Origin of the sequence: Pseudoalteromonas sp. SWYJZ19, from assembly GCF_015864375.1 — a bacterium.
Lineage (GTDB): Bacteria > Pseudomonadota > Gammaproteobacteria > Enterobacterales > Alteromonadaceae > Pseudoalteromonas > Pseudoalteromonas arctica.
On record NZ_JADYXI010000004.1, the window covers coordinates 145227 to 167243 of the forward strand.

At 39.4% G+C, this 22017-nt stretch carries 21 protein-coding genes; 9 read left to right on the forward strand and 12 right to left on the reverse strand.

Going from position 1 to position 22017, the window contains the following annotated elements:
* The first annotated feature begins 306 nt into the window (after positions 1-306).
* Positions 307-594 (forward strand): hypothetical protein, encoded by a 288-nt coding sequence (locus I6F45_RS21325; RefSeq protein WP_231609616.1) that lies wholly within the window; start codon positions 307-309, stop codon positions 592-594.
* A 9-nt stretch (positions 595-603) separates the two neighbouring features.
* A complete protein-coding gene (locus tag I6F45_RS05730; RefSeq protein ID WP_331460639.1) occupies positions 604-1473 on the forward strand; it encodes an aldo/keto reductase in 870 nt (289 codons plus the stop codon).
* Positions 1474-2063: 590 nt separating this feature from the next.
* Here I6F45_RS05730 and I6F45_RS05735 read toward each other — a convergent pair.
* The 3 genes from I6F45_RS05735 to I6F45_RS05745 all read right to left on the reverse strand — a co-directional run bounded on the left by I6F45_RS05735 (position 2064) and on the right by I6F45_RS05745 (position 4416).
* A complete protein-coding gene (locus I6F45_RS05735) occupies positions 2064-2936 on the reverse strand; it encodes a nuclear transport factor 2 family protein (RefSeq protein ID WP_197159925.1) in 873 nt (290 codons plus the stop codon).
* A 118-nt stretch (positions 2937-3054) separates the two neighbouring features.
* Positions 3055-3933, reverse strand: coding sequence for an AraC family transcriptional regulator (locus I6F45_RS05740; RefSeq protein WP_197159926.1), 879 nt, complete (start codon positions 3931-3933; stop codon positions 3055-3057).
* 54 nt (positions 3934-3987) lie between these two features.
* The gene (locus I6F45_RS05745) at positions 3988-4416 is read right to left on the reverse strand and encodes a PACE efflux transporter (RefSeq protein ID WP_024600346.1); all 429 of its coding nucleotides are present in this window, start codon (positions 4414-4416) and stop codon (positions 3988-3990) included.
* Positions 4417-4506: 90 nt separating this feature from the next.
* On the opposite strand from I6F45_RS05745, the gene I6F45_RS05750 reads away from it, so the two are divergent.
* A complete protein-coding gene (locus I6F45_RS05750) occupies positions 4507-5382 on the forward strand; it encodes a LysR family transcriptional regulator (protein ID WP_197159927.1) in 876 nt (291 codons plus the stop codon).
* A 121-nt stretch (positions 5383-5503) separates the two neighbouring features.
* Complete coding sequence (locus I6F45_RS05755; protein ID WP_166376679.1) at positions 5504-6511, forward strand: zinc-binding alcohol dehydrogenase family protein; 1008 nt, start codon at positions 5504-5506, stop codon at positions 6509-6511.
* A gap of 65 nt (positions 6512-6576) precedes the next feature.
* Here I6F45_RS05755 and I6F45_RS05760 read toward each other — a convergent pair whose 3' ends face one another.
* Complete coding sequence (locus I6F45_RS05760) at positions 6577-7524, reverse strand: LysR family transcriptional regulator (RefSeq protein WP_166376680.1); 948 nt, start codon at positions 7522-7524, stop codon at positions 6577-6579.
* 1 nt (position 7525) lies between these two features.
* Entirely contained in the window at positions 7526-8431 is a 906-nt protein-coding gene (locus I6F45_RS05765) for a LysR family transcriptional regulator (protein ID WP_197159929.1), read from the reverse strand.
* Between the two features lie 106 nt (positions 8432-8537).
* Here I6F45_RS05765 and I6F45_RS05770 point away from each other — a divergent pair, with 106 nt between their 5' ends.
* The gene (locus I6F45_RS05770; RefSeq protein WP_165727934.1) at positions 8538-9314 is read left to right on the forward strand and encodes a DODA-type extradiol aromatic ring-opening family dioxygenase; all 777 of its coding nucleotides are present in this window, start codon (positions 8538-8540) and stop codon (positions 9312-9314) included.
* A gap of 80 nt (positions 9315-9394) precedes the next feature.
* Entirely contained in the window at positions 9395-10072 is a 678-nt protein-coding gene (locus tag I6F45_RS05775; RefSeq protein WP_024591580.1) for a haloacid dehalogenase type II, read from the forward strand.
* Between the two features lie 61 nt (positions 10073-10133).
* Here I6F45_RS05775 and I6F45_RS05780 read toward each other — a convergent pair whose 3' ends face one another.
* The gene (locus I6F45_RS05780) at positions 10134-11009 is read right to left on the reverse strand and encodes a LysR family transcriptional regulator (RefSeq protein ID WP_165739565.1); all 876 of its coding nucleotides are present in this window, start codon (positions 11007-11009) and stop codon (positions 10134-10136) included.
* A gap of 119 nt (positions 11010-11128) precedes the next feature.
* Between I6F45_RS05780 and I6F45_RS05785 the strand changes: the two genes are divergently transcribed.
* Positions 11129-11629 carry a lactoylglutathione lyase family protein gene (locus tag I6F45_RS05785; RefSeq protein WP_002959229.1) on the forward strand — a complete coding sequence of 167 codons (501 nt, stop codon included), beginning with the start codon at positions 11129-11131 and terminating at the stop codon, positions 11627-11629.
* 226 nt (positions 11630-11855) lie between these two features.
* Here the strand turns inward: I6F45_RS05785 and I6F45_RS05790 are convergent, their stop codons facing one another.
* Positions 11856-12236: a hypothetical protein gene (locus I6F45_RS05790; RefSeq protein WP_010552898.1), complete on the reverse strand. Its 381-nt coding sequence runs from the start codon at positions 12234-12236 to the stop codon at positions 11856-11858.
* A gap of 725 nt (positions 12237-12961) precedes the next feature.
* On the opposite strand from I6F45_RS05790, the gene I6F45_RS05795 reads away from it, so the two are divergent.
* Complete coding sequence (locus tag I6F45_RS05795; protein WP_165739569.1) at positions 12962-13894, forward strand: ChaN family lipoprotein; 933 nt, start codon at positions 12962-12964, stop codon at positions 13892-13894.
* 66 nt (positions 13895-13960) lie between these two features.
* Here the strand turns inward: I6F45_RS05795 and I6F45_RS05800 are convergent, their stop codons facing one another.
* Genes I6F45_RS05800 through I6F45_RS05815 form a run of 4 tightly spaced genes read right to left on the reverse strand, consistent with a single transcriptional unit; the run spans position 13961 to position 17320 of the window.
* Positions 13961-14680: a HugZ family pyridoxamine 5'-phosphate oxidase gene (locus tag I6F45_RS05800; RefSeq protein ID WP_165739571.1), complete on the reverse strand. Its 720-nt coding sequence runs from the start codon at positions 14678-14680 to the stop codon at positions 13961-13963.
* Positions 14677-15465 (reverse strand): heme ABC transporter ATP-binding protein, encoded by a 789-nt coding sequence (locus tag I6F45_RS05805; RefSeq protein ID WP_197159931.1) that lies wholly within the window; start codon positions 15463-15465, stop codon positions 14677-14679. The genes I6F45_RS05800 and I6F45_RS05805 overlap by 4 nt, the downstream gene beginning before the upstream one ends.
* Complete coding sequence (locus tag I6F45_RS05810; protein ID WP_007583641.1) at positions 15462-16514, reverse strand: FecCD family ABC transporter permease; 1053 nt, start codon at positions 16512-16514, stop codon at positions 15462-15464. The genes I6F45_RS05805 and I6F45_RS05810 overlap by 4 nt, the downstream gene beginning before the upstream one ends.
* Positions 16511-17320 carry a heme/hemin ABC transporter substrate-binding protein gene (locus I6F45_RS05815; RefSeq protein WP_165727928.1) on the reverse strand — a complete coding sequence of 270 codons (810 nt, stop codon included), beginning with the start codon at positions 17318-17320 and terminating at the stop codon, positions 16511-16513. The genes I6F45_RS05810 and I6F45_RS05815 overlap by 4 nt, the downstream gene beginning before the upstream one ends.
* A gap of 140 nt (positions 17321-17460) precedes the next feature.
* Between I6F45_RS05815 and I6F45_RS05820 the strand changes: the two genes are divergently transcribed.
* The gene (locus I6F45_RS05820) at positions 17461-19542 is read left to right on the forward strand and encodes a TonB-dependent hemoglobin/transferrin/lactoferrin family receptor (RefSeq protein WP_197159933.1); all 2082 of its coding nucleotides are present in this window, start codon (positions 17461-17463) and stop codon (positions 19540-19542) included.
* Between the two features lie 677 nt (positions 19543-20219).
* On the opposite strand, the gene I6F45_RS05825 is transcribed toward I6F45_RS05820, so the two are convergent.
* Positions 20220-21743 (reverse strand): sensor domain-containing diguanylate cyclase, encoded by a 1524-nt coding sequence (locus tag I6F45_RS05825; protein ID WP_165727926.1) that lies wholly within the window; start codon positions 21741-21743, stop codon positions 20220-20222.
* Positions 21744-22017 lie beyond the last annotated feature (274 nt).

Genomic DNA, 22017 nt, shown 5'->3' on the forward strand with positions numbered 1-22017 from the left:
TTTTTACACTTGAATAAATGTAACCATTTTTATGTTGTGTAAATGAGTATTAAGGCGTGCACCAATTTGGAAGTTTGCTTTTTTATCAAGCTATTAAAGTGCACTATTTTGTGCATATTAAAGTACTGTACGAGTAAAGAAAATAATCATTCTAAAATGTTAATTTAAGTGCGCGTTCAGCGTTTGTTAATTTAACCATCTTATTGAATTAATTGGTATTTATTGCTTTCCTCTCGCTTGAGTTTGGTTGGTATTTATACTAGTTTATAGCGTAGATATTTAACCTTACTTAAGGAGAATAGTTACATGGTATCTCGCAGAAATTTTATTAAAGCAGACGCTGCTTTAAGTTTAGGCTCTATTTTTAGTGCTTCAGCTTTGGCTGAACAATTAAAAGTAAAAATGTCTAACGGCAGTGTTATGCAAACTAAAGGATCAATAGATAAAAGCGCTGCTCTGCCCACAAACGATGTTACTAACGCTAAGAATTACCGGCCTGAATCAAGAATGGGCTTAGGCGGTCTTGCCGCTGGGAATGGCTTTAATACTATATCAAGCGATGCAGAAATTTTAACAATGCTAAATGCAGCATGAGATTCTGGTATTCGTCATTTTGATACGTCACCTTTTTACGGCTTGAGTTTAAGTGAAAGGCGCTTCGGTGATTTACTTCGAAACAAAAAGCGTGAAGATTATGTTTTATCCTCAAAAGTAGGTCGCCTTCTTACCCCTTCAGCAGAGCCTCTAGAAAATAGTTGGCATTGGGCTGATCACTCACCTTTTCATTATAAATATGATTACTCTGCATCAGGTACGCGTCGTTCAATAGAAGACACGTTACATCGTATTGGTGTCGCCTCACTTGATATTGTTTATATTCACGATTTATCACCGCAAAATAGTGATATGGGAGATGATTGGCTTAAGTATTTTGATCAGGCTGTAAAAGGGGCTATTCCTGAGTTAACTAAAATGCGTGATGAAGGAATAATTAAAGGCTGGGGTTTTGGAGTAAATACACCTCATGCTATTTATAAAGCGCTTGATATGTCAGACCCTGATATTTGCTTACTAGCGCTGCAATATTCAATTTTAGATCATAAGCAGGCACTTGATAAAACCTTTCCTATGCTTGATAAACGAGGTGTTTCAGCAGTCATTGGTGCTCCGCTTAATGGTGGTTTTTTAGCCGGTCGTAACCGCTTTAATTATTCACCTAAAATTCCTGGGCCTATGCAGCAAAAGTTTAATGCAATAAGCGACATTGCATCTAAACATGGGATTGATATTAAAACAGCTGCACTGCAATTCGCAGAGGCACCTTCAACGGTATCCTCAATTATTCCTGGCGCACGCACGGCAGAGCAAATTAAAGCTAATGTAGCCTCAATGAAAGTTACCATACCAAGCGAATTTTGGAGTGAATTGAAATCTAAACAGCTTATTGCAGAAAACGCCCCCATACCCACATAACAAAATAGGTGTGCCATTTGCTTGGCACACCTAGTTATAGTCAGTGTGGTTTATTTTTAAGCAACGCTTAGTAGTAAGTACATTGATTGTTGGGCATTTGTATAAGCGCAGCTTGCTGGCGTTTAAAAACGAAGTTTTTAAACTTAGCTTTTAAAATTAGTTATTAGGTGTTAGAAGCTCGGTTTCTCGCGTGAGCAAGCTCTACATGCTGTGTCTCGATAAATAATAGACACAAGGCGCAGAGCTAATAGGTAGGAAAAATCTACCGATTACACTACCTCAAGCAGTAAAATATTTTATATAACAGCTCGTAACCTTATAAACCAAATGAACATCTCAGTGAGTATGTTAAAAGAGGATTGTTTAGTTGTGGTTGGCCAAAAGCATCATTGCGTGCCTATTACATATTACGCGTATCGGTATCATGCTGCGTTTCACCCTGGCGGCGAGAGCGTCTGGAATAAATTAAAAGAGCTAAATGTATAACGCAAAAAGTTACTGTAAACCCCCATTACAGTTAGCCGGTAAATTGTAAAAGAGTAAATTAGCCCTACTTAATAAATTAAGTAGGGCTAATTAGTTTGGTTTAATTAAAAACCAAATTTACCGTTGCTGTTCTGCCATTGTGCTTTTGCAGGAATAGTTTCAATAGTGTCCCAGTGTTCTACAATTTTGCCATTTTCTACACGGAATAAATCATAAAACGATACATGCTTATTCATAAATGTACCTTCGTTTACTGCTAAAACAAAGTTACCTTGGCCTAAAGTAATATGGTTTTTGCTTACTATCATTGGCATGTTTAACTTAGCGAGTTCACCAAGCGCTTTACCTAAGCCGCTTAAATCGTCTGCAATTGCAGAGTTGTGCTGAATATACGCGCCTTTTTCACTGCTAATAAAGTCATTGATTTTAGCCATGTTGCCGTTAATTAAAATGGTATTTACAAAGCCTTTAACTAGCGCTTTATTGGCTTTTGTTTTACTCAAATCGGTAATCGCTGTTGCGCCATCTAACTGCGTACGGCCACTTGGATTTACAGGTGTAATGGCTTGTAAGTTATCCCAGTGTTCTATAATTTTACCGTTTTCAAACTTAAAAATATCAAAGCCAACTTTCGGACCAAAAAAGTTATATTCAGTATGTGTAACTGTGTAGTTACCATCAGAGAAAGCGCGTTTCACTTGCGCTTTTGCGCTGCCTTTAGGTAATTGCTGGAGTACTTCACCAAAACCTGCAAGGCCATCTTTAACGGCTAAATTATGCTGTGTGTATTGAGTTGGGTTTATATAGCTAATGGCTTTGGCATCGCCTGTTTCTATGCTTGAAATAACTGCAACCGCTTTATCTGTATTACTAAGTGTAGTTTGATCAGATGTGGTTTTTTGTACACTTGCACATGCAGTTAAGCTAATAACTGCAGTCGCTAACACACTGCGAGTAAGTAGTGATAATGGTTTCATTGTAATGCCCTTATTTATTGGTATGCAGGCATTTTATGTAATATTTATAATGTGCAGTAGAGTGTAAGTTGGCGCTAAAATGGTAAAAATCGAACCCTACCAGTCTAAGCTAAGTCGGCTATAAAGTAGTGGCACTATGGCGTACTTGAAACTGACTCGGTGTAGCTCCTGTTTGTTTTTTAAAATATTTTACAAAGTTGCTAGCATCTTCAAAACCAAAATCGTAAGCGAGTTTTTGTGTTGTTACATTGCTTATTATTAAGCGGCGTTTTATTTCTATTAAGGCAAACGCGTCAATCATTTGCTTTGCTGTAAGGCCGGTACTTAATTTACAAATACTATTAAGGGTTTTGTAGGTTGTATGCAGCTTGTTTGCATACCAGTTAGCATCGCGAATAGTTAAAAAATGGCTCTGTAGCAACTTATAAAAAGTACCCAATTTAATGCTTTGCTCTGGGTTGATATTATCATGACGCAGTTCTGGGCGTAGCCTATGCAATCCTAAAGCCAGCGCGCTAAATAAATACATAACAATGAGTGGGTCTGATTGCGGGTGTGCAATTTCTATTTCCATTTCGTTTATGGCATTTATTACCCGCGCTTGGCTATGTTTATTTAGCTTAAGTAATGGCGTATGTTGTTGGTTTAAATGGGTTGGTGTGTAATTTGGTAAGCGCATATTGGTATGCACGCGGTCTAAAAATGTTTGCGTAAACAATACAACATACCCTGTTGGTTGCTTACTAAAGTCGAACGCGTGCACTTGGTCGGGTTGCAAAAAAATAAGTGTGTTTGGCACAAATGAATATTGTGTAAAATCAACCATGTGCTTTCCCCAGCCCTGTTCTATATAAATAATCATATAAAACGAGACTCGATGCGGCATTTGCGGGTCGTGAGAAATTATATCTCGCTCATACAAATTACTAAGAGGCAATATTTCAAGCTCAGCTTGCGCTGACTTATCATGGTTAAAACCAATGTTAGGAATATCCATTCGGGCTTATTTTTTATGTGTTTTATAAAGTGTATGTGAGTTAGCTTTAGCTTATCAAGCACATTGCGATTTATTAACCCACTTTTTGTATGGCTGATGCTTATCGTACAGTACATTAAATATATACGTGTAAATGAGTATAAATACTAAAAAGCCTGCTTCTAATGCTGCAGCAGCCAGCCATGTAATATTTAAATACCAAGCGAGCATTGGCAGCGTTATTACAACCATACCCAGCTCAAAGCCACATGCATGAGTAACACGGGTTAGTAAGCTGCGATCTTTTCGGTTATGCCCTGCTATTTTATCAAACACTATGTTGTAAATGTAGTTCCACAACATGGCAAAAATTGATAAACCAATACCTACAATTGCCATTTTTCCTGTTGCAAACCCACCAAAATAAACAGATGCAGGAACAATAATAAATAATGCAATCATCTCAAATATTAGGGCCTGAAAAATACGTTCTAATGTGTTCATATATAAATAAGTTCTTTAGTGAATGACGAGACGGTTATTTTCATTCATTATTAAGATACATGTTAGTTAGCTAGTATCGGTAAAAGCGATATGTTTAGTATTGAACAACTTCAGGCATTTGTAGCTACCGTTGAGGCTGGATCGTTTTCGGCCGCAGCGCGTAGTTTAAGTAAAGCGCAGTCGGTAGTAAGTCAGCATATTATTAATTTAGAAATAGACTGTAATGCGACATTATTTGAGCGCACAGGGCGCTATCCACAATTAACCGAAGCCGGTAAACAGTTACTACCCCAGGCTAAGGCCGTGCTTAATCAACACCAGCGATTAACAAACTCTGCATTAGCACTAAACGAAAAAACACCAACCGAAATCACTATCGCACTTGACGAAGGGATCCCGTTTAAAACTATCGCGAGTATTATTAGCAAGCTGCAAAGTAAGTATCCTTACGTATCGCTTGAGTTTTTAAGTGCATCCAGCCATGACATAATTGACATGCTAAACAGCGAAAAGCCTATGACGGGTATTATTTTTAGTGAATTAAATATACCGAGTTACTTAGACTATGAATGTATTGGAACGGTAAAATTTGATTTATATGTTGCTAAGTCGCACCCTTTAGCGGGGATCAGATGTGAGAATATGGATGGTCTTCGGCTACATAGACAACTTCTTCTTCGTTCGCGCAATACACAAACAAGCAGCTTTCAGCTAAAAATTAGCCCAGAGATTTGGTATGCCGATAATTACTTTGTATTACTCGAGCTAGCAATACAAGGTAACGGGTGGTGCTTATTACCAAACCATGTAGCTCTAGATGCAGTACAAAGTGGTGAGCTGGTTAAACTTCCTCTTGAGTTTGAAGAAATGGGTTGGTTGGCTAATGTTGATGTATTACAGCATCAGCGGCATAGTAATCAAAAAGCGTTTAAAGCGCTTCGAAGTGTATTACGAGGGCTGTTATAAAATTTCTATTGTGGAATATTATTTCCATAATGATTGGGTTTTTTACCTCTTTTTTAACTGTGTCAATAAAGCCAAAATAGCGTCATTAACACAGCGTATTAAACGACGAGAGGCAAAACACATGAAAGCAATTGGATATCAACAAAACTTACCTGTTTCAAACGAGCTATCACTTCAAGACATCGAACTTGAAATGCCAACAGCACACGGCCACGATATTTTAGTGGAAGTAAAAGCAGTATCTGTTAATCCGGCTGATTTTAAAATTCGTGAATCAATGCCAGCGCCAGAAGGCGAATACAAAGTACTTGGCTTTGATGCTACAGGCGTTGTTAAATCTGTTGGCGAAAATGTGTCTTTATTTAAACCTGGCGACAAAGTTTGGTATGCCGGCGATGTAACGCGTTCAGGTAGTAATGCACAGTTTCAATTAGTTGATGAGCGTATTGTAGGTAAAATGCCAACGACGTTATCTAACTTTGAAGCCGCAGCGCTTCCTCTTACTAGCCTTACCGCATGGGAGTTGTTGTTTGATAGATTAAACGTAGCTGAAAATGATGATTCTAAAAGTATTTTAGTGATTGGTGCTGCCGGCGGTGTAGGCTCAATTATGGTGCAATTGTTAAAGCAGCGCACTAAGCTTAAAATTATTGCTACAGCGTCTCGCGCCGAAACCACGTCGTGGTTAGAGGATTTAGGTGCCGATACTATTATTAATCACCGTAATTTATTAAGTGAAGAGTTTGCAGCTAAAAATTTAGGTGAAGTAGATTATGTCGTTAGTTTAAATAACACTGCTCAACACTTGCCTGAAATAGTTAAAGTGATTAAGCCACAAGGTAAGTTTGCACTGATTGACGACCCTGAAACACTTGATATTGTGCCATTCAAAACCAAATGTGTGTCGGTACATTGGGAGCTTATGTTTACTCGTTCATTATTTAAAACAGACGATATGCAAGAGCAACACGTTATTTTAAATAACGTAGCGACGATGATTGACGAAGGCCTGATTAAAACAACATTTGGTGAGCATTTAGGCACTATTAACGCCGTTAATTTACGTAAAGCGCATCAGCATCTTGAAACGCAAACGGCTAAAGGTAAAGTTGTTTTAGAGGGCTTTTAAATAACCACTTTATAAGTATATTTTGAGTACACAAAAAAGCCCCTAACGGGGCTTTTTTATATCTGCTATTTGTATAACTGTTTGTAATTAGGCATATGTTCAACCCAAAATGGCGGTGTACCAATATACTCTTGCACGGTTTTAATAAACTCACTTACCAATGGGGTTTGTTTACGATGAGGGTAAAGCGCGTAAATACCTGTGCCCATAGTTGATAGTTTATAATTAGTTAAAAGCGGCACAAGGCCCATTTTATCAATAGGTTCTTCTAGATTAAATAAATCGAGCATTACATACCCAAGCCCTGCTTTTACTGCATCGACCATAGCGCGTACATCACTCACTTTGTAATTGCCTTTCATTTTATGTATTTTTTGCTCATCACCATGAGGCTCAGTGCTTAACTTAACTTGGTCGAGACTTACATCGCCATTGCCATAAATAATAGCGGGTAAAGCTAATAAATCTTCTGGCGTGCTTGGCATTCCGTGCTTTTTTATAAAATCATGTGATGCAACAAGCGCAAAGTGCATATTAGCAATTTTTCTAGCCATTAAATTAGAGTCGTTTAGTTTGCCTATTCTAAAGGCTAAATCGTAATGATCGGCAATAATATCGTTACGCTTATCGTCAAGCATCAAGGTTATTTTTACCTCAGGATACTTTTGCATAAATATATTAATAGCGGGCTGAATATACTGCTGACCAAAAAACATACCGGAGGTAATGCGCAAAATACCTTTTGGCTTTGCCTGATACGAGTCGGCTATGCTATGGATATCAGAAAGTGTATCGATAAGAATATGCGCTTGCGTTAAAATTTCCTCTCCTGCTGAGGTGAGCGAAAACGAGCGCGTAGAACGATTTAACAATTGCACACCTAAACTGGTTTCGAGTTTTTTAATTTGTTTAGACAGCGACGAATTATCCATATCATGCAGTGCTGCGGCTTTGGCAAATGAGCCTTTTTGCACTACATCTACAAATAACGTTAATTGATTAGTTATCGACATATCACTCTCCTAAATCCCAGTAAGGTGTATCGCCATAATAGCCACTTGCAAAATCAACAAACGCACGTACTTTACTGGGTAAAAACTGTCTGTTTGCATACACCATGTAAAGCCCCATTGGCTCGGGTTCATAGTCTTTTAAAATGCGCACTACTTTACCTTGAGCCAGTGCTTCCCCTGCTATAAATGTTGGCTGCATAGCAATACCACCACCCGCAATGGCTGTATTTAGTAGCAAATCACCATTGTTAGCCACAAAGTTACTTTCAAGCTTTAGCTCGCTTTTTAGCTCATTAACCCCAAATAATCGCTTTGTGGGCTCGCTGTGGGAATAGCGTAAATAATTATGTGACTGTAAACCTAAAAGCGTTTGTGGCGTGCCATGGCGTTTTAAATAGTCGGGTGACGCAAACACCGCTAGGTGTATAGGTGCAATTTTTTTAGCTATCAACGTTGAGTTTTTTAATACGCCAATGCGCAGAGCAATATCAATACCCTGCTCTACTATGTCTACATATTGGTCGGTGAGCCGTAAATCTAACTTTAAATTTGGATACTGCTTTTGAAAATCAACTAGCAAGCCTGCTAAATGCTTTGTACCAAACGACATAGGCGCACTAATACTAAGCACACCCGATACATTTTCGCTTAAGTTATTGAGGGAGTTTTCCATGTCTTCAATATCAATAACCACCTGCTGACAACGCTGATAATACTGATTTCCAGCCTCTGTAACACTTACTTTTCGCGTTGTACGGTGTAATAAACGTGTGCGTAGATTATCTTCCAGCGCAGAAATATATTTGCTGACTAACTGCGGCGAAATATCGAGTTTATCGGCCGCTTTTGAAAATGATCCTTCTTGCACAACGGCTAAAAAGGTCTTCATGGTGGTGAGCTTATCCATTTTTTAACAATGCCTTGTTGATAATGTATAAATAAGTATCATATTTATCGTCAAATTAGAAACTTATATAGTGTTTATAACACGTTTATTTGTTTAAGGTTTTAGTATGACTCAGCCAGCTTTATTTATATCTCACGGCTCGCCAATGATGGCTGTTCAGCAATCGGCTACGTCAGATTTTCTTGCATCATTAGGTCAAACGCTTAGTAAACCACGTGCTATTGTGGTTTTTTCTGCCCACTTTGATGAAGCGCACGATATAGTTATTACATCAGGAGATACGCCGCATACTATTCACGACTTTTATAACTTCCCCAAGCCCCTATATGAAATTCAATACCCAGCACCAGGAGACCCTAAGCTTGCTAATACTATTAGTGAGCACTTTTACAAAGCGGGTATTAAAACGGTGCAAAGTGCAGATCAAGGGTGGGATCATGGTGTGTGGATCCCGCTGCGCTTAATGTACCCAGCAGCTAATATTCCCATTGTTCAGGTGTCTATTAACACGCGTTTAGGCGCTCAGGCGATGTATAAATACGGACAGTTACTTGCACCACTGCGCAGCGATAACGTATTAATTATTGGCTCAGGCGGTATTAGTCACAATCTACGTGAAATATTTAAAAGCCCTGCTACACCTAATCGTGTTCAAATGGTTAATGAGTTTACTTATTGGGTTGAGCAAAAATTAATAGCGCAAAACACCCAGGCGTTACTTAGCTATTTAAATGAAGCACCCCATGCTTTATTTAATCACCCTACCCAGGAGCACTTTTTACCTCTTTTTGCAGCGCTTGGAAGTAGTGACGGTAAAGCCAAAAAAATACATGAAGATATAGAAATGGATATTTTAGCACTCGATGCTTATAAGTTTTATTAATTTGAGCGTTCGTTCAAATTAAGTTAAGCTGTAAGCAAGTACTCTAAAACCAACTTCATTTATTTTATTGCGGAGCAAACATGGCAACTACACTTGCATTTGACGTATACGGTACGCTAATAAACACTCACGGCGTACTGTCCTTACTCGACGACATGATTGGCGATAACGCCCAAGCATTTTCAAATACATGGCGCGAAAAGCAATTAGAGTATTCATTTAGACGTGGATTAATGCAAAATTATATTCCTTTCTCGCTATGTACAAAACACGCACTCGATTACGCCTGCTTAGCGCACAAAACCGAGCTAAGTGAAGATCAAAAGGGGCAACTGCTAGAGCTTTATAAAACGCTTCCTGCGTTCGATGATGTAAAAGCAGGCCTTGAGCAATTAAAAGCGAAAGATTACCGTTTGTTTGCATTTTCAAACGGCGCTGCCGACGCAGTTCATACCTTATTAGAAACCGCTGGCATTAGTGAGCTTTTTGAAGGGGTAGTAAGTGCCGACGACGTTAAAACCTTTAAACCAAACCCAGGGGTTTATAGCCACTTTTTACGCGAAACCAATTCAACAGGCGCAAACACGTGGCTTGTATCAAGTAACCCGTTTGATGTAACCGGTGCCATATCGCACGGTATGCGAGCGGCGTGGATTCAACGATCTAAAGATTCAATTTTTGATCCGTGGGAAATACAGCCAAATACTATTGCAACCGATTTACTCGATTTAAAAGCAAAATTAGAAAGCGTTAACTAATTTTCTATTCCCCCTTTTGCTTATGGTATTAAGTGCCGTGGGTGTAAAGGGGGTTTACGTTTTAACTATTTACTCCCGCCTTTATTAGCTCAATCACTGTATTCATACGTTTTGCCAACGGCCTATTTCGGTGATGGCACACATAAATAGATTCACTAACCGGACATTTTAAATGATGTGTTTTTATAAGTAGTGGTTTATTGAATGCGCCAACAGCATGAGCAGGTAATACCGTAAAACCCAGCCCTAAGCTTACAGGTTCTAGTATCAAACTAATTTGGTTAGAAAATCCCGTACGTCTTATTTGGTCAATATGCTCAAACTCACTGTAGTTTTCGCTTAGTAGTAGCTGCGCATGATGGCTTGCATCGGGGTGAGCAATAAACCCTAGCTCACACAGGGTTTGCCAATTAGGCATGTTTATACCTGCAGGCGTTACAAGTAGTAGTGGCTCTTGGCTTATTTTATGGCTGGTTAGTTCGCTAAATGTTGGAGCTTGAGTTAAAAACCCAATGTCGGCACTGTGGTTTGCTACAGCTTGTTCAACACTTACATTGGGCGCAAAGCGGTAATCAATAATTAGTTCTTTATGCTCAGATTGCAGTGCTAATAATTGATTATAAAACTTTAAACCACAACTGCCCGGAGATTGAATCTTTACCGCTCCGCTGTACGGCGAATCATCTTTTAATTGTTGTTCTAAAAATTGCCAATCTTTAAGAAGTAGGCTGCCCTGCTGATATAAGTTTTGGCCCTGAGGAGTAAGAGAAAACTGCTTACCATGGCGCTCAAGTAAAGCGCAGTTAACTTGCTGCTCTAGCTTTTTAATATGCTGACTTACGCCAGACTGGGTCATATAAAGGCGCTCAGCTGTTTGGGTAAAGTGATTTACTTCAACCAAAGTGCAAAAGGTGTTTAGCCATGTTGGATTTATCATTACAAAATGTACTCAAAATGATGATTAATGATAATTTTACTTAATATGTAGCGGTTCGTAAACTAACTCCATCAACTAGTCGTAAGACAAAATAAGTCACACGTTAAAGAGGAAGCATTATGAGTCATACATATCCACGTAGTTTTTCGCACATTGGTATTTCAGTACCCGACGTTGAAAAAGCCGTTGAGTTTTATACAAAGGTTATGGGTTGGTACACTATTATGGAACCTACTTTGATAACCGAAGATAAAAGCCCAATTGGTGAAATGTGTACAGAAGTGTTTGGTGAAAAATGGGAAAAATTCAAAATAGCACACCTATCTACAGGCGATCGTATTGGTGTCGAAATTTTTGAATTTAAAAACCAAGAAAACCCTAAAGACAACTTTGAATACTGGAAAACTGGTATTTTCCATTTTTGCGTTCAAGACCCTGATGTAGAAGGTTTAGCCGAGCGTATTGTGGAAGCTGGCGGTAAAAAACGTATGGAAGCCCCACGTTATTACTACCCAGGTGAAAAACCATACCGCATGATCTACATGGAAGACCCGTTTGGTAACATACTTGAGATTTACAGCCACAGCTACGAGCTAATTTACAGCGCAGGCGCTTACTAAATAGCACTTAGCTAAAAACAAAGACCGCAGTATTTATTACTGCGGTCTTTTTGTTTCAGTTATAGAGTTTTTAAATACACTTCACCGTCTTCTTATTCTCTATAACTTGTTTTTGCTTAGCTTGTGCAGCATGTTTTGCCCTGAGTTGAAAATATTATCAACCTCCAGAAAAACACTACCAATCGAACTGTGTCCTAGTGAATTTATGAACGACATAATGTATTTGTTAGGAACTTTTGCTCTTATCCACAAACAGGCTACATGTCAGTACCGCTGAGATTAAAAAACAAAACATTACGCTTAATGTAAATAATATAAAGTTTTCATTTTTTGATATAGCTGCTCCTTTAAGGAGTATTTCACCGCTATTAAGTGCATCTACTCCTACATAGATCATCAACGGAATTACAAAAAATGCATTGCTGAGCTTAATAAGTAAGTCCTTTGATGAAAGACTTACTAATTGAGAAGCATTATGCTCTTCCTCGTCTCTATTTAATAGTTCGGCTTTTAATAGCTCAAAGCGTTCAGGGTACAAAGCCCTATCAATAGACGTGATAGCTTCTTGCAATTCAGTAATAGAATATTCTGAATAATTTGGTTCCATCTATTAAACCTTCTCCAGTGCCTAACGCTTACATAAGCGGAAAAATATAGTTGACCAAAATGGTTTTAGGAACAAAAAACAGCCAGCTATAATTTTTTCATTTGATATTTACGTTAGGTTTTTTAGTTAACTGTATATAAAACAAGTATATATAGCTAATGGGCCAAAGTAAGAATATGGAAGCTACTAGTTTAAAGTGTCCATTTTTATATGAATGTGCTTGTGCTGAAAACCAACTTAATAAAGCTCCAATTACACATAAAATCTTAAGAATGTTACCAAACCAGTGTTCATTAAGGAAACTCATAAAACTGGTGTTTTGACTTGCAAATATAAATAACAAAAGAGCTGAGGTACCAAATAAGAGACAGCTTCTTGATTCTGAACATTTTAGTAAGAATAGGCTAAAACCATCTTCCATGTTTTCACTAAAAAGTGGATGCTTCATAGAACTCCATTTAACATCTAACAATTTTATAGGCCGCGAATCGAGCATACTTCTGCCGATGTCACGCTCATGTTTCTACTTTATACAGTTTTAACAAATTACCTAAGGCATTGCTATCAAAAGCTATTTAATATTTACAAGCAAAGTTAAGGCATATAAATGCGCGTTTCGCTCATTTCCTTGATTATGTAAGTAAGCAGCAGTTTGGCTGGCTTAATAGGTATTACAAGTATATGATATTGATAATTATTTGCATTAAAGTGTTTTAAAGGTGTGTATGAAAAAGTCTATGTTAACTCTGGCGTTAGTTACGGGTTTGAGTGGTTGTAGTACAACAGCTACGGAGCCTGATAAAAGCTCATCGCTTTATTACTCAGCACTTTATAATGCACAGGCAAAGCCTGTTAGCTCTGTATTATTAGAGCCCAAGTTATTAAATGCCGATGTGGTTTTAGTGGGTGAATTGCATACACATCCGGGCGTGCATTTATTTCAGACTGAGTTATTTGAGCAATTAAGCAAAAGTAATAAACGCACTGCGCTGTCGCTTGAGCAATTTAGCCGCGCGGATCAGCCTATTTTAAACCAGTATGTTAAAGGTGAAATTGGTGAGCAATACTTAATTGATAACACCCAAGCGTGGCCAAATTACAAAAGTGATTACCGTGCGCTGGTAGAGCTGGCAAAAACGAACAATAGCGATGTAATAGCTGCAAATGCCCCTAAAAATATAGTCACCTGTATTGGCAGGCAAGGCATAAGTTACCTAAGTAAACTTGATGAAACACAGCAGAGCTATATTGCAGCCACTATTGATACATCCCCCAGTGATTATAAACAACGTTTTATGACCTCAATGCACCATGGCACGCCAAGTCAAAACGAAAATTATTATGCTGCGCAAGTTACCTGGGATGAAACCATGGGGGAGTCTATCGTTAACTATTTAAATAATCATAAAGATGCGCAGGTAATGCATATAGCGGGCGATTTTCATGTGAAAAATGGCGAAGGTATAGCGCGCGTTATTAAGCGTTTAGCGCCAGAGCTTAAGGTTGTGTGGATATCGCCGGTTACAAGTGTGCAAGCTAACCAAACAGGGTATCAGTTGCAAGTTAACCCTTTGCCACCCCGTTATGTACAAAAAGAACATCAGCAAGCCGCTTTTAAAGCTTTAGCTAAACGAGGCGATCAAACAGTTTGCTTATAAAATGACGACATAGTTGGTGAATTTCTTAACCAGAGCTCAGGTTAACTATGTCGTCATGTATTTAGTTTAGTTATTGCGTGCTTGATTGGTTAGCGCAACCAGCGCTTTACGAACCTCTAACGGGCTGTTGCACTGGGTATTAAAATTAATAAAGTAATTACGCTTTTGGCTTTGTATATAAAAACCAGTGGGTAATAGGCCGCTCATTATTGGGGTGTTATCGGCTACGCCGTAGTGCTGCATTAATATGAGCGACATAGCATCTTGATGGTCGTCGTTCATGTGGCTTATCATGCTTTGCTGCTGGTTTTCATCCCAGTTTTTTGCCTCATCCTGCCATTCGTTTTGCTCAAGCCAAAATATTTTGCCAAAGCCACCAATGTAACGCACACGAATTACGTCTAATTGCCATAATTGAAAGTCGTGCGCATTGCGATAGCTAGCGGCTTCGGGGTATAGGGCAATATAGTTATCAAGTAAGGTGTGTGCTTGCTTACTTGGCACAATAGAGCCATCGCCTACAAGCGTTACTCGCCCGTGCTCGTTTTGATCGCCACTGTCGGCGGCATCAAACACAGTTAGGCTCATACGAGAGTCGTGCTTTAGATTTTTAGTGTGCTGGGCTATATCGCTAATAAAAAAGTAAACACGGCCTTGTTCGTCGTACATATAGGGGGTTACTGAGCCAAACGGGTAGCCGCGTAAATTATTAGAAATAGTCGACATGACACCGGCATTGGTTTTGTAAACCAAGGTGCGTGCATCGTTTAATGCTTGCTCTCTCATAAAAACTCCTGACGTTGAGAAAAAACCATGGGTGCATCGTTATAAGGATGAGGATTTACGTGCAGTTTCATGGCGTACATTTGTTGTAAGTTTTGTTCAGTTAATACGGTGTTTATAGGCCCACTTTGCAGCACTTTTTTGTTGTGCAGTAAAATAGCGTCGGTTGCATAAAGGCTGGCTAAATTTAGATCGTGTATTGCAATAATGGCGCTGTTACCCTGCCCTACAAACGCTTTAACGCAGCTGAGCAGTGCATGTTGGTGGCGCATATCAAGTGCTGATGTAGGCTCGTCGAGTAGCATTAGTTTTGGCTCGGCCGATTGTGTAAAGGCATCGAGCTGCGCTAAAGTACGCGCCATATGCACTCGTTGTTGCTCTCCGCCCGAAAGCGCACTTACGCGGCGAGTTAAATACTGGTTTAAATCCATAATAGCGGCGTATTTATGTACTTTTTCGCTTTGCATTTTTAATGACTCTACATACGGATAGCGACCCATTGCAATAAGCTCAAATACATTAAAATCAAACCCTACGTGGTTAGCTTGCATCATGACTGCGCGCTGTGTTGCAAGGCGTCTTTTAGCGTGAGAGGCCAGCGGCTTAGCATTAAAAAGTACACTGCCTGTAAAGGAGTGCATACCTGCTAAGGTATGCAGCAAGGTAGATTTACCTGCGCCATTTTCACCAAGTAGTGCTACAAGTTGCCCTTGTTTAGCGCTGCCATCAATAGCGTTTAAAACGCTATGATTATCAAAGCCAACGCTTAGGTTGTTAAACGTGATCATGACCAACCTCGCTTATTTTTCACTATTAAATAAATAAACAATGGCGCACCCAATAGCGCGGTAATAATGCCAATGGGTAGCTCTGATGGCATGATCACAATGCGTGCTAGCCAGTCAGAAAGTAGCAATACCACTACGCCAATTAGCATACAAAGCGGCAGCATATTACGTAAATGCGGCCCCACCATTAAGCGGGCAATATGCGGGACTACCAAGCCAACAAACCCTATTAAACCGGTAAGCGCTACAACCGCACCTACCCCTAATGCAACGAGTATAATGACATACAATTTAAGCTTATTAGTGTCTACTCCTAGGTACTGAGCTTGTGACTCGCCAATAAGGAGTAAGTTCATGGGGTTTTTTAACCGCCACAGGCCAATTAGGCTGATAAACAGTAACGGCGCAGCTTGAATAATCGTGCTCCAGCTTGCTCCGCCTAATGAGCCCATGGTCCAATAATTTATTAATCGTAGTGCGCTATCGTCGGCAAAAAAACTCAGTAGCCCAATAACAGCGAATGCTAACGCGTTAATAGCGACTCCTACCAATATAAGTGTGGTGATATTAATTTGCCCCTGCTGCTTGGCAATAAAATATACCAGCGAGGTAACACCAAGCGCCCCTAAAAACGACGCATAAGGTAAATACAACTGAGCGTTAAAATTAAACTGCGCGCTAAGTGCAATAAACGCCACTGCAACCATTGCCGCACCTGCACTAATGCCAATAATAGATGGGTCTGCCAGCGGGTTACGGCAAAGCGCTTGGGTTGCCGCCCCTGTTTGGGCAAGTACCAACCCTACTAATACAGCAAGCACAAAACGCGGCAAACGTATTTGCATTACGACATTTATTTGCAGCGCATCAAACTGATTAAAGTACTCGGGTGCAAGCCAGGCAATAGCTAAACGCCAATCCCATCCTGCAGGGCCGTACCCAATGCTTAGTAGCGCCAAAGCAAAAATACAAACAGAGGCTAATAGCATCCACTTATGAGTTTGGCTAAGTGTTATGGGCACAAAGCGGCTCAATGTTAGGGTGTTCATAAGCGGGTTTTATACTCGTTAAGCTCATTAATTGCTGTGGTAATACGTGGCGACATGCCAAGCGAAAGCAGGCTATCCATAACAAGTAAGTTACAGCTTTGCGCAGCTTTTAATAAGCGTAGGTTCGGTTGCTTACAAAAAGCCTGCTTGCCGCCAATGCTTTGTACAACATGCTTTGGCGCAACTAAAAAGTCAGGCTGATTTACAGCAAGTACTTCGGTATTAATTACTTTAAAGCCTGAATGTGTAGCGCCTATATTAGTAATGCCCGCATAGCTAAATAATAAATTAGGGACGGTTTCTTGCCCTGCGGCAACAAGCCCGCGCTCATTAGCTGAGAGTAAAAATAGCGCGCTGCGTGTCTGCACTTTTGCTTTTACAGGTAATGAGTTTGTAATGTGCGTAATAAGTGATTGCGCTTTTTGCTTGGCGTTTAAGTCGGTACCAAGGCGTTTAATTAGCTCAAGTAGCTCATTAACTGAGGTCGGCTTTTTATAATGAATTAGCTTAACCCCTGTTGCCTCAATTTGTTTAAGTGCTTGGCTTCGCCCTGCGCCTTCAAGCGCTAACAAGGTGGTTGGGCGCATAGAAAGCACGCCTTCTGCCGCTAAATCGCGGTAATAACCCACTTGTGGTAATTGCGTAGCTTGCTGTGGGTACATACTAGATTGATCAACCGCTACAAGGGTATTTTGTTTGCCCAGTGCATAAATTATTTCTGTAAGGGTGCCGCCAGCACTAATAACGCGCTCCTGTGCAATTGCAGGTTGAGCGACTAAAGCAAACAATATAAATAGGTATTTCATTACAAACTCCGGCTTTTATTTTTCGGCTATTATAACTAGTTAAATCTAAATGAAAATGATTATCATAATTAATTGATCTTAATTTGACTTAGTTGTAACATCCTCGCCATAAATAATAACTATTATCATTTGGAGTTAAAGTGAACCCCTCTACATTTAAATTTACTGCTATAGCAACCTTATTACTCGGATCTGGCACTGTATTTGCCGAAAACATAATTGACGAACATATTGTTGTGAGTGGCTCGCGCTTTGAACAAAAGCTTAAAGATGTAACAGGCTCAGTTACTGTTATTACCGAGCAAGACATAGAGCGTCAGCTAGCTGTAGATTTACAAACCATGTTTAAATACGATTCAAGTATTGCAACCACTGGCAGTGGTGCAGGCGCGCAAACACTCACCGTACGTGGTGTTGGTGGTAACCGTGTTGTATTTATAAAAGATGGCCGACGTACCAACGATGGCTATGCAGGCGGAGGGGGTTATTTAGTTGGTCGTAATTACTTTGATGTAGCAGGCGTAAAACAAGTAGAAGTAGCCAAAGGTGCTGCATCGTCTTTATATGGCTCTGATGCACTCGGTGGCATTGTGGTTATAACCACTAAAGATCCAAGCGATTACTTAAAAGATAACAGCAGCTTTGTAAAAATGGCGCTGGGGTATCAAGGTCAAAGCAACCAAATTGCCGCTGATATTACCGCTGCAAAAGACTTAGGCGACTTTGCTGTAAGCGCCGTTTATAGCCACCGCGACAGCGAGGAAGTACAAAACTACGACGAAAACTTACCCGGTTATGATGCAAAGTCGGATGCTTTATTAGTTAAATTTGAGCAACAGCTTGATGAAAAACGCACACTTAAATACACCCTTGATTACTTTAATCAAACAATTGAGCAAGTAATAACTTCCGCCATTCAAGAAACTGAAGAAGACGACACTAGTTGGTCATTGGCGCTAGATTACCATTCAGAGGTAGCAACAGCGGCATTTGATAAATGGTATGGGCAAGTGTCTTACAGTAGTTACGAGCAGCAAAGCGATCAAATTAGTGGCGCAAGTACCTACACCGATTATAACGACTATCGCTTTGAGCAAAATATTTTAGGTTTAAAAGCAGTATTTAATAAAGGGCTTAAAGGAGAAACCACCGATCATGAAGTGGTATATGGAGTTGATATCGACTTATACGACACCACCCGCCCTCGTTTTAAAACACGTATTTTAGCCGATGGCACCGTTGATTTTACCGATCAAAAACAAAAAGCATTTCCCGGAGCTGATACCTCTTTAATTGGCGCTTATGTGCAAGACAGTATTTCGTTTAATAACAGCGCGTGGTCGGTTATTGCAGGTGTGCGATACGATTACTACACCCTAGAGGCTAAAAGTGATGAGTTATACGCCGATGCACAGCTTGATGATATTACCGAATCTGCCTTTTCGCCTAAGCTAGGTGTTATATACCAAGTGGATGATAACTTATCGTTGTACGGGCAATACGTACGAGGCTTTAAAATACCACCACACGACCAAGCCTATCAAAGCCACGGCGTTGAGCCGTTTTATCAAATATTACCAAACGCCGATTTAGACCCTGAAAGCAGTGATTCGTTTGAGCTTGGGCTAAGATACGCCAGCAGCGATATTAGCGTAAACTTAAGTGCTTTTTATGCAGCATTCGATGATTTTATTGAAACCGCCGTAGTGGGTGTTGAGCCAACGTATATTCCTGGCGTAAACAAAACTTTGTATCAATATCAAAATATTAGCGAAACACAAATAAGCGGTGTAGAAGCCGGAATTGCCATGTATGTCGCTGAAAATATACTACTTGAGGCAAACGTGGCCTACGTTGATGGTGAAAACAAAGAAACCGATCAGCCACTTACCAGCATTAGCCCGTTAAATGGATCAATATTGTTAAGTACAGAGCTGGGTAATATTAACTGGACCGCTGCGTTGCGTTTAGCTAAATCGCAATCGGATGTAGTACTTGATGCAAACGATGATAAAACTACGCAAGGGCATAGCTACGGCGTTGTTGATTTATACGCAAACTACGAATGGCAAGCGTGGCGGCTAAATGTAGGTGTACTTAACTTGCTCGATAAAGAATATGTACCTTTTGAGTTGATTGCAGGTCAATCGCAAAGTGCTGATTTTAGCCAATACACCCAACCTGGGCGTAACTTTTCAGCAAGGGTAAGCTATCAGTTTTAATTAGGGCTAAACAAATGGCAATAAACGCTGCATGGGTATGCAGCGTTTATTGCACATATTTACTCAAGTCAAATTACTTAATGGTGAGTATACTCAGGTACACTTCTACATACTTAATGCCCATTAACACTTTATATAAACAGCACTTTTAAAGCCAAAATCGCCGTTATTTATAAATTAATTAATCGCAAAGTCTTGGTTTTCTAAATAGCTGGGGCGTTTTTAAAACATGCTGTTAGCTTACTTGCAAGCGTTGTATTTATTGCGCTGTCGCATTCTAATTCCCCGTTATACTCCCCCTTAGTAAGCGGCACTAATCTTAACGAGTCATAGCTTGGTTTACTTTGTATTTTATGAATTACCAAGCCTTGTTGCTGCGTTAGTTTTACTAATGAAAATGCATTTTTGTGTTTTATTAGTCGTGATTTTTCAACATATAACGGGTTTTAAAAAGTTAGTTTGGTAGTAAAACTGCTTTGGCATTAGCGTATTTACCAAATTTTTTGATTGATGACTTAGCGCTTACAAAAATAACTGTAAAGGGGGTTAACAGTCACTATAGCAAAGGCATAGTAATGATTTACAAGCCATCAAAAGCAGATGGCTGGCTTAATAAACTCTCTGTAAAGTATTTATCAATTTAAAGTAATACAGTGTATTACTTAACTAAGCTGCGCTTAGCTAATATCGGCCACTACGCATCGGTTACGACCATGCTCTTTAGCATGGTATAGCGCCTTATCGGCACATTTATATACTTGGGCAATATCAGTACTATGCTCAGGCCAGGTCGCAATACCTATAGAAATAGTGATTTTTCCTATGGTGTTTATTTCTGTCGATTCTACTGTTTTACGTAAACGCTCTGCTATTTTATAGGCACTTTGGCTGTTTTCATTTGGTAGTACAAGAACAAATTCTTCACCGCCGATTCTTGATACTATGTCGTCTCTTCTTGATAGTTTTTTAATTATATTTGTTAGCGAAACTAAAGTTTCGTCGCCTTTATCATGTCCAAAAGTATCGTTAACACGTTTAAAAAAGTCGATATCAATTTCTAATATAGCGAATGGGGTTTGCTTTAGCATAAGCTGGTTAAGTAGGCCGTTTAAGCTTCTTCTGTTATGCGTATCTGTTAAGGGATCTGTTTGTGAGTCATGGCGTAGCACACCTATTTGTGCTTGTAATAAAGTAACCTCTCTTAACATCGCTAACTTCAGTTCTTGACTTTCAAAATACCACGACTTCACGCTTTTAAGTTTTTCTAAGCTTTTTGGATCATCGAGTGTATTTGCGTTATCGGCTAATCGCTTTAGCGGCCTTGCTATAAAGTGTGCGAATAAACCAATAAAAATAAATGTGACTAATGCCATAGGTATTGTTTGTTTAATGACTTCAATAGTTAATGTATCTAGCGAAGAGAGCGTTGATTCTAATGGTCTTTGCGCCACTATTCCCCATTTAGATAAAGTAATGGGTGCGTAGCCTGCGAGCATCGGCTTATTTAAGCTATTAATAACCGTTGAAGTGCCTATTTCGCCATCTATAACAGCGTCAATCACAGCATTGTTAGCAATAACGTTGCCGATTCTGGCAGGTTCTGGGTGATATAAAATGCGCTTATTTGAGCTAACAACATAAAGGTACGAACCACCTTTGTAGTAATGTTGTTCTAAAAGCTCATTTAAAATATTTTTCTCTTTTAAATAAAGAGAGCCCCCAATATAACCTAAATACTTACCTTCAGAATCAAATAGCGGGTGCGAAATAAAAACAATTAAATTATCAGCTGCCGATAAATAAGGCTCACTAATTAATGGGCGTTTTTCTTTTAGTGCTTCTATTGCTCCTGGAGACTGTATTTGTTGGCCTATTAAACTTTCAAAGTGAGGCGACGTCGCTGCAACTACACCATGTAAATTAATCACAACAGAGTTAAAGCTATCCGTTTGATGATTTAAACGAATGGCTTCATCGTTTAATAATTTGGAGTTATTTGGTGATTGCTCAATAATTTTAGCTGAGTATTCAAGCTGCTGAAGCGCAGACTTTAAAAAGTTATCAGTTGCGGAGGCTAATTTTTGTGCATAGGCTAAATTACTTTTTAGCGTATATGATGTTAACTGCTCTTTTTGAACCTGATAGGTAGAATAAAAACTCCCTACCAATGTGCTCAGTGCTGCAGAGAATGCGAGTAGCAATATAAGAAATCTTAAATTTAAAGCGGGTAGTAATTTATATAGCAAAGCTGCATTCCAAAGCACTCAAATTCAGCGCGTATTATACGAAGTTAGGTATTATACCCGTTTAAGTGTTTTTAATTAAGTTGGTTTGTTCAATTTAGCGACTATGCGTTAGGGTATGGCGTGATAAATAATATATTCCAGTATTGCCATTTTTTATCCTTTAATCAGTAAAACTCTAGCCAACTAAGTGAACGCACCGAGGTTGTTTATTAAGCTTTAAGATATAAGT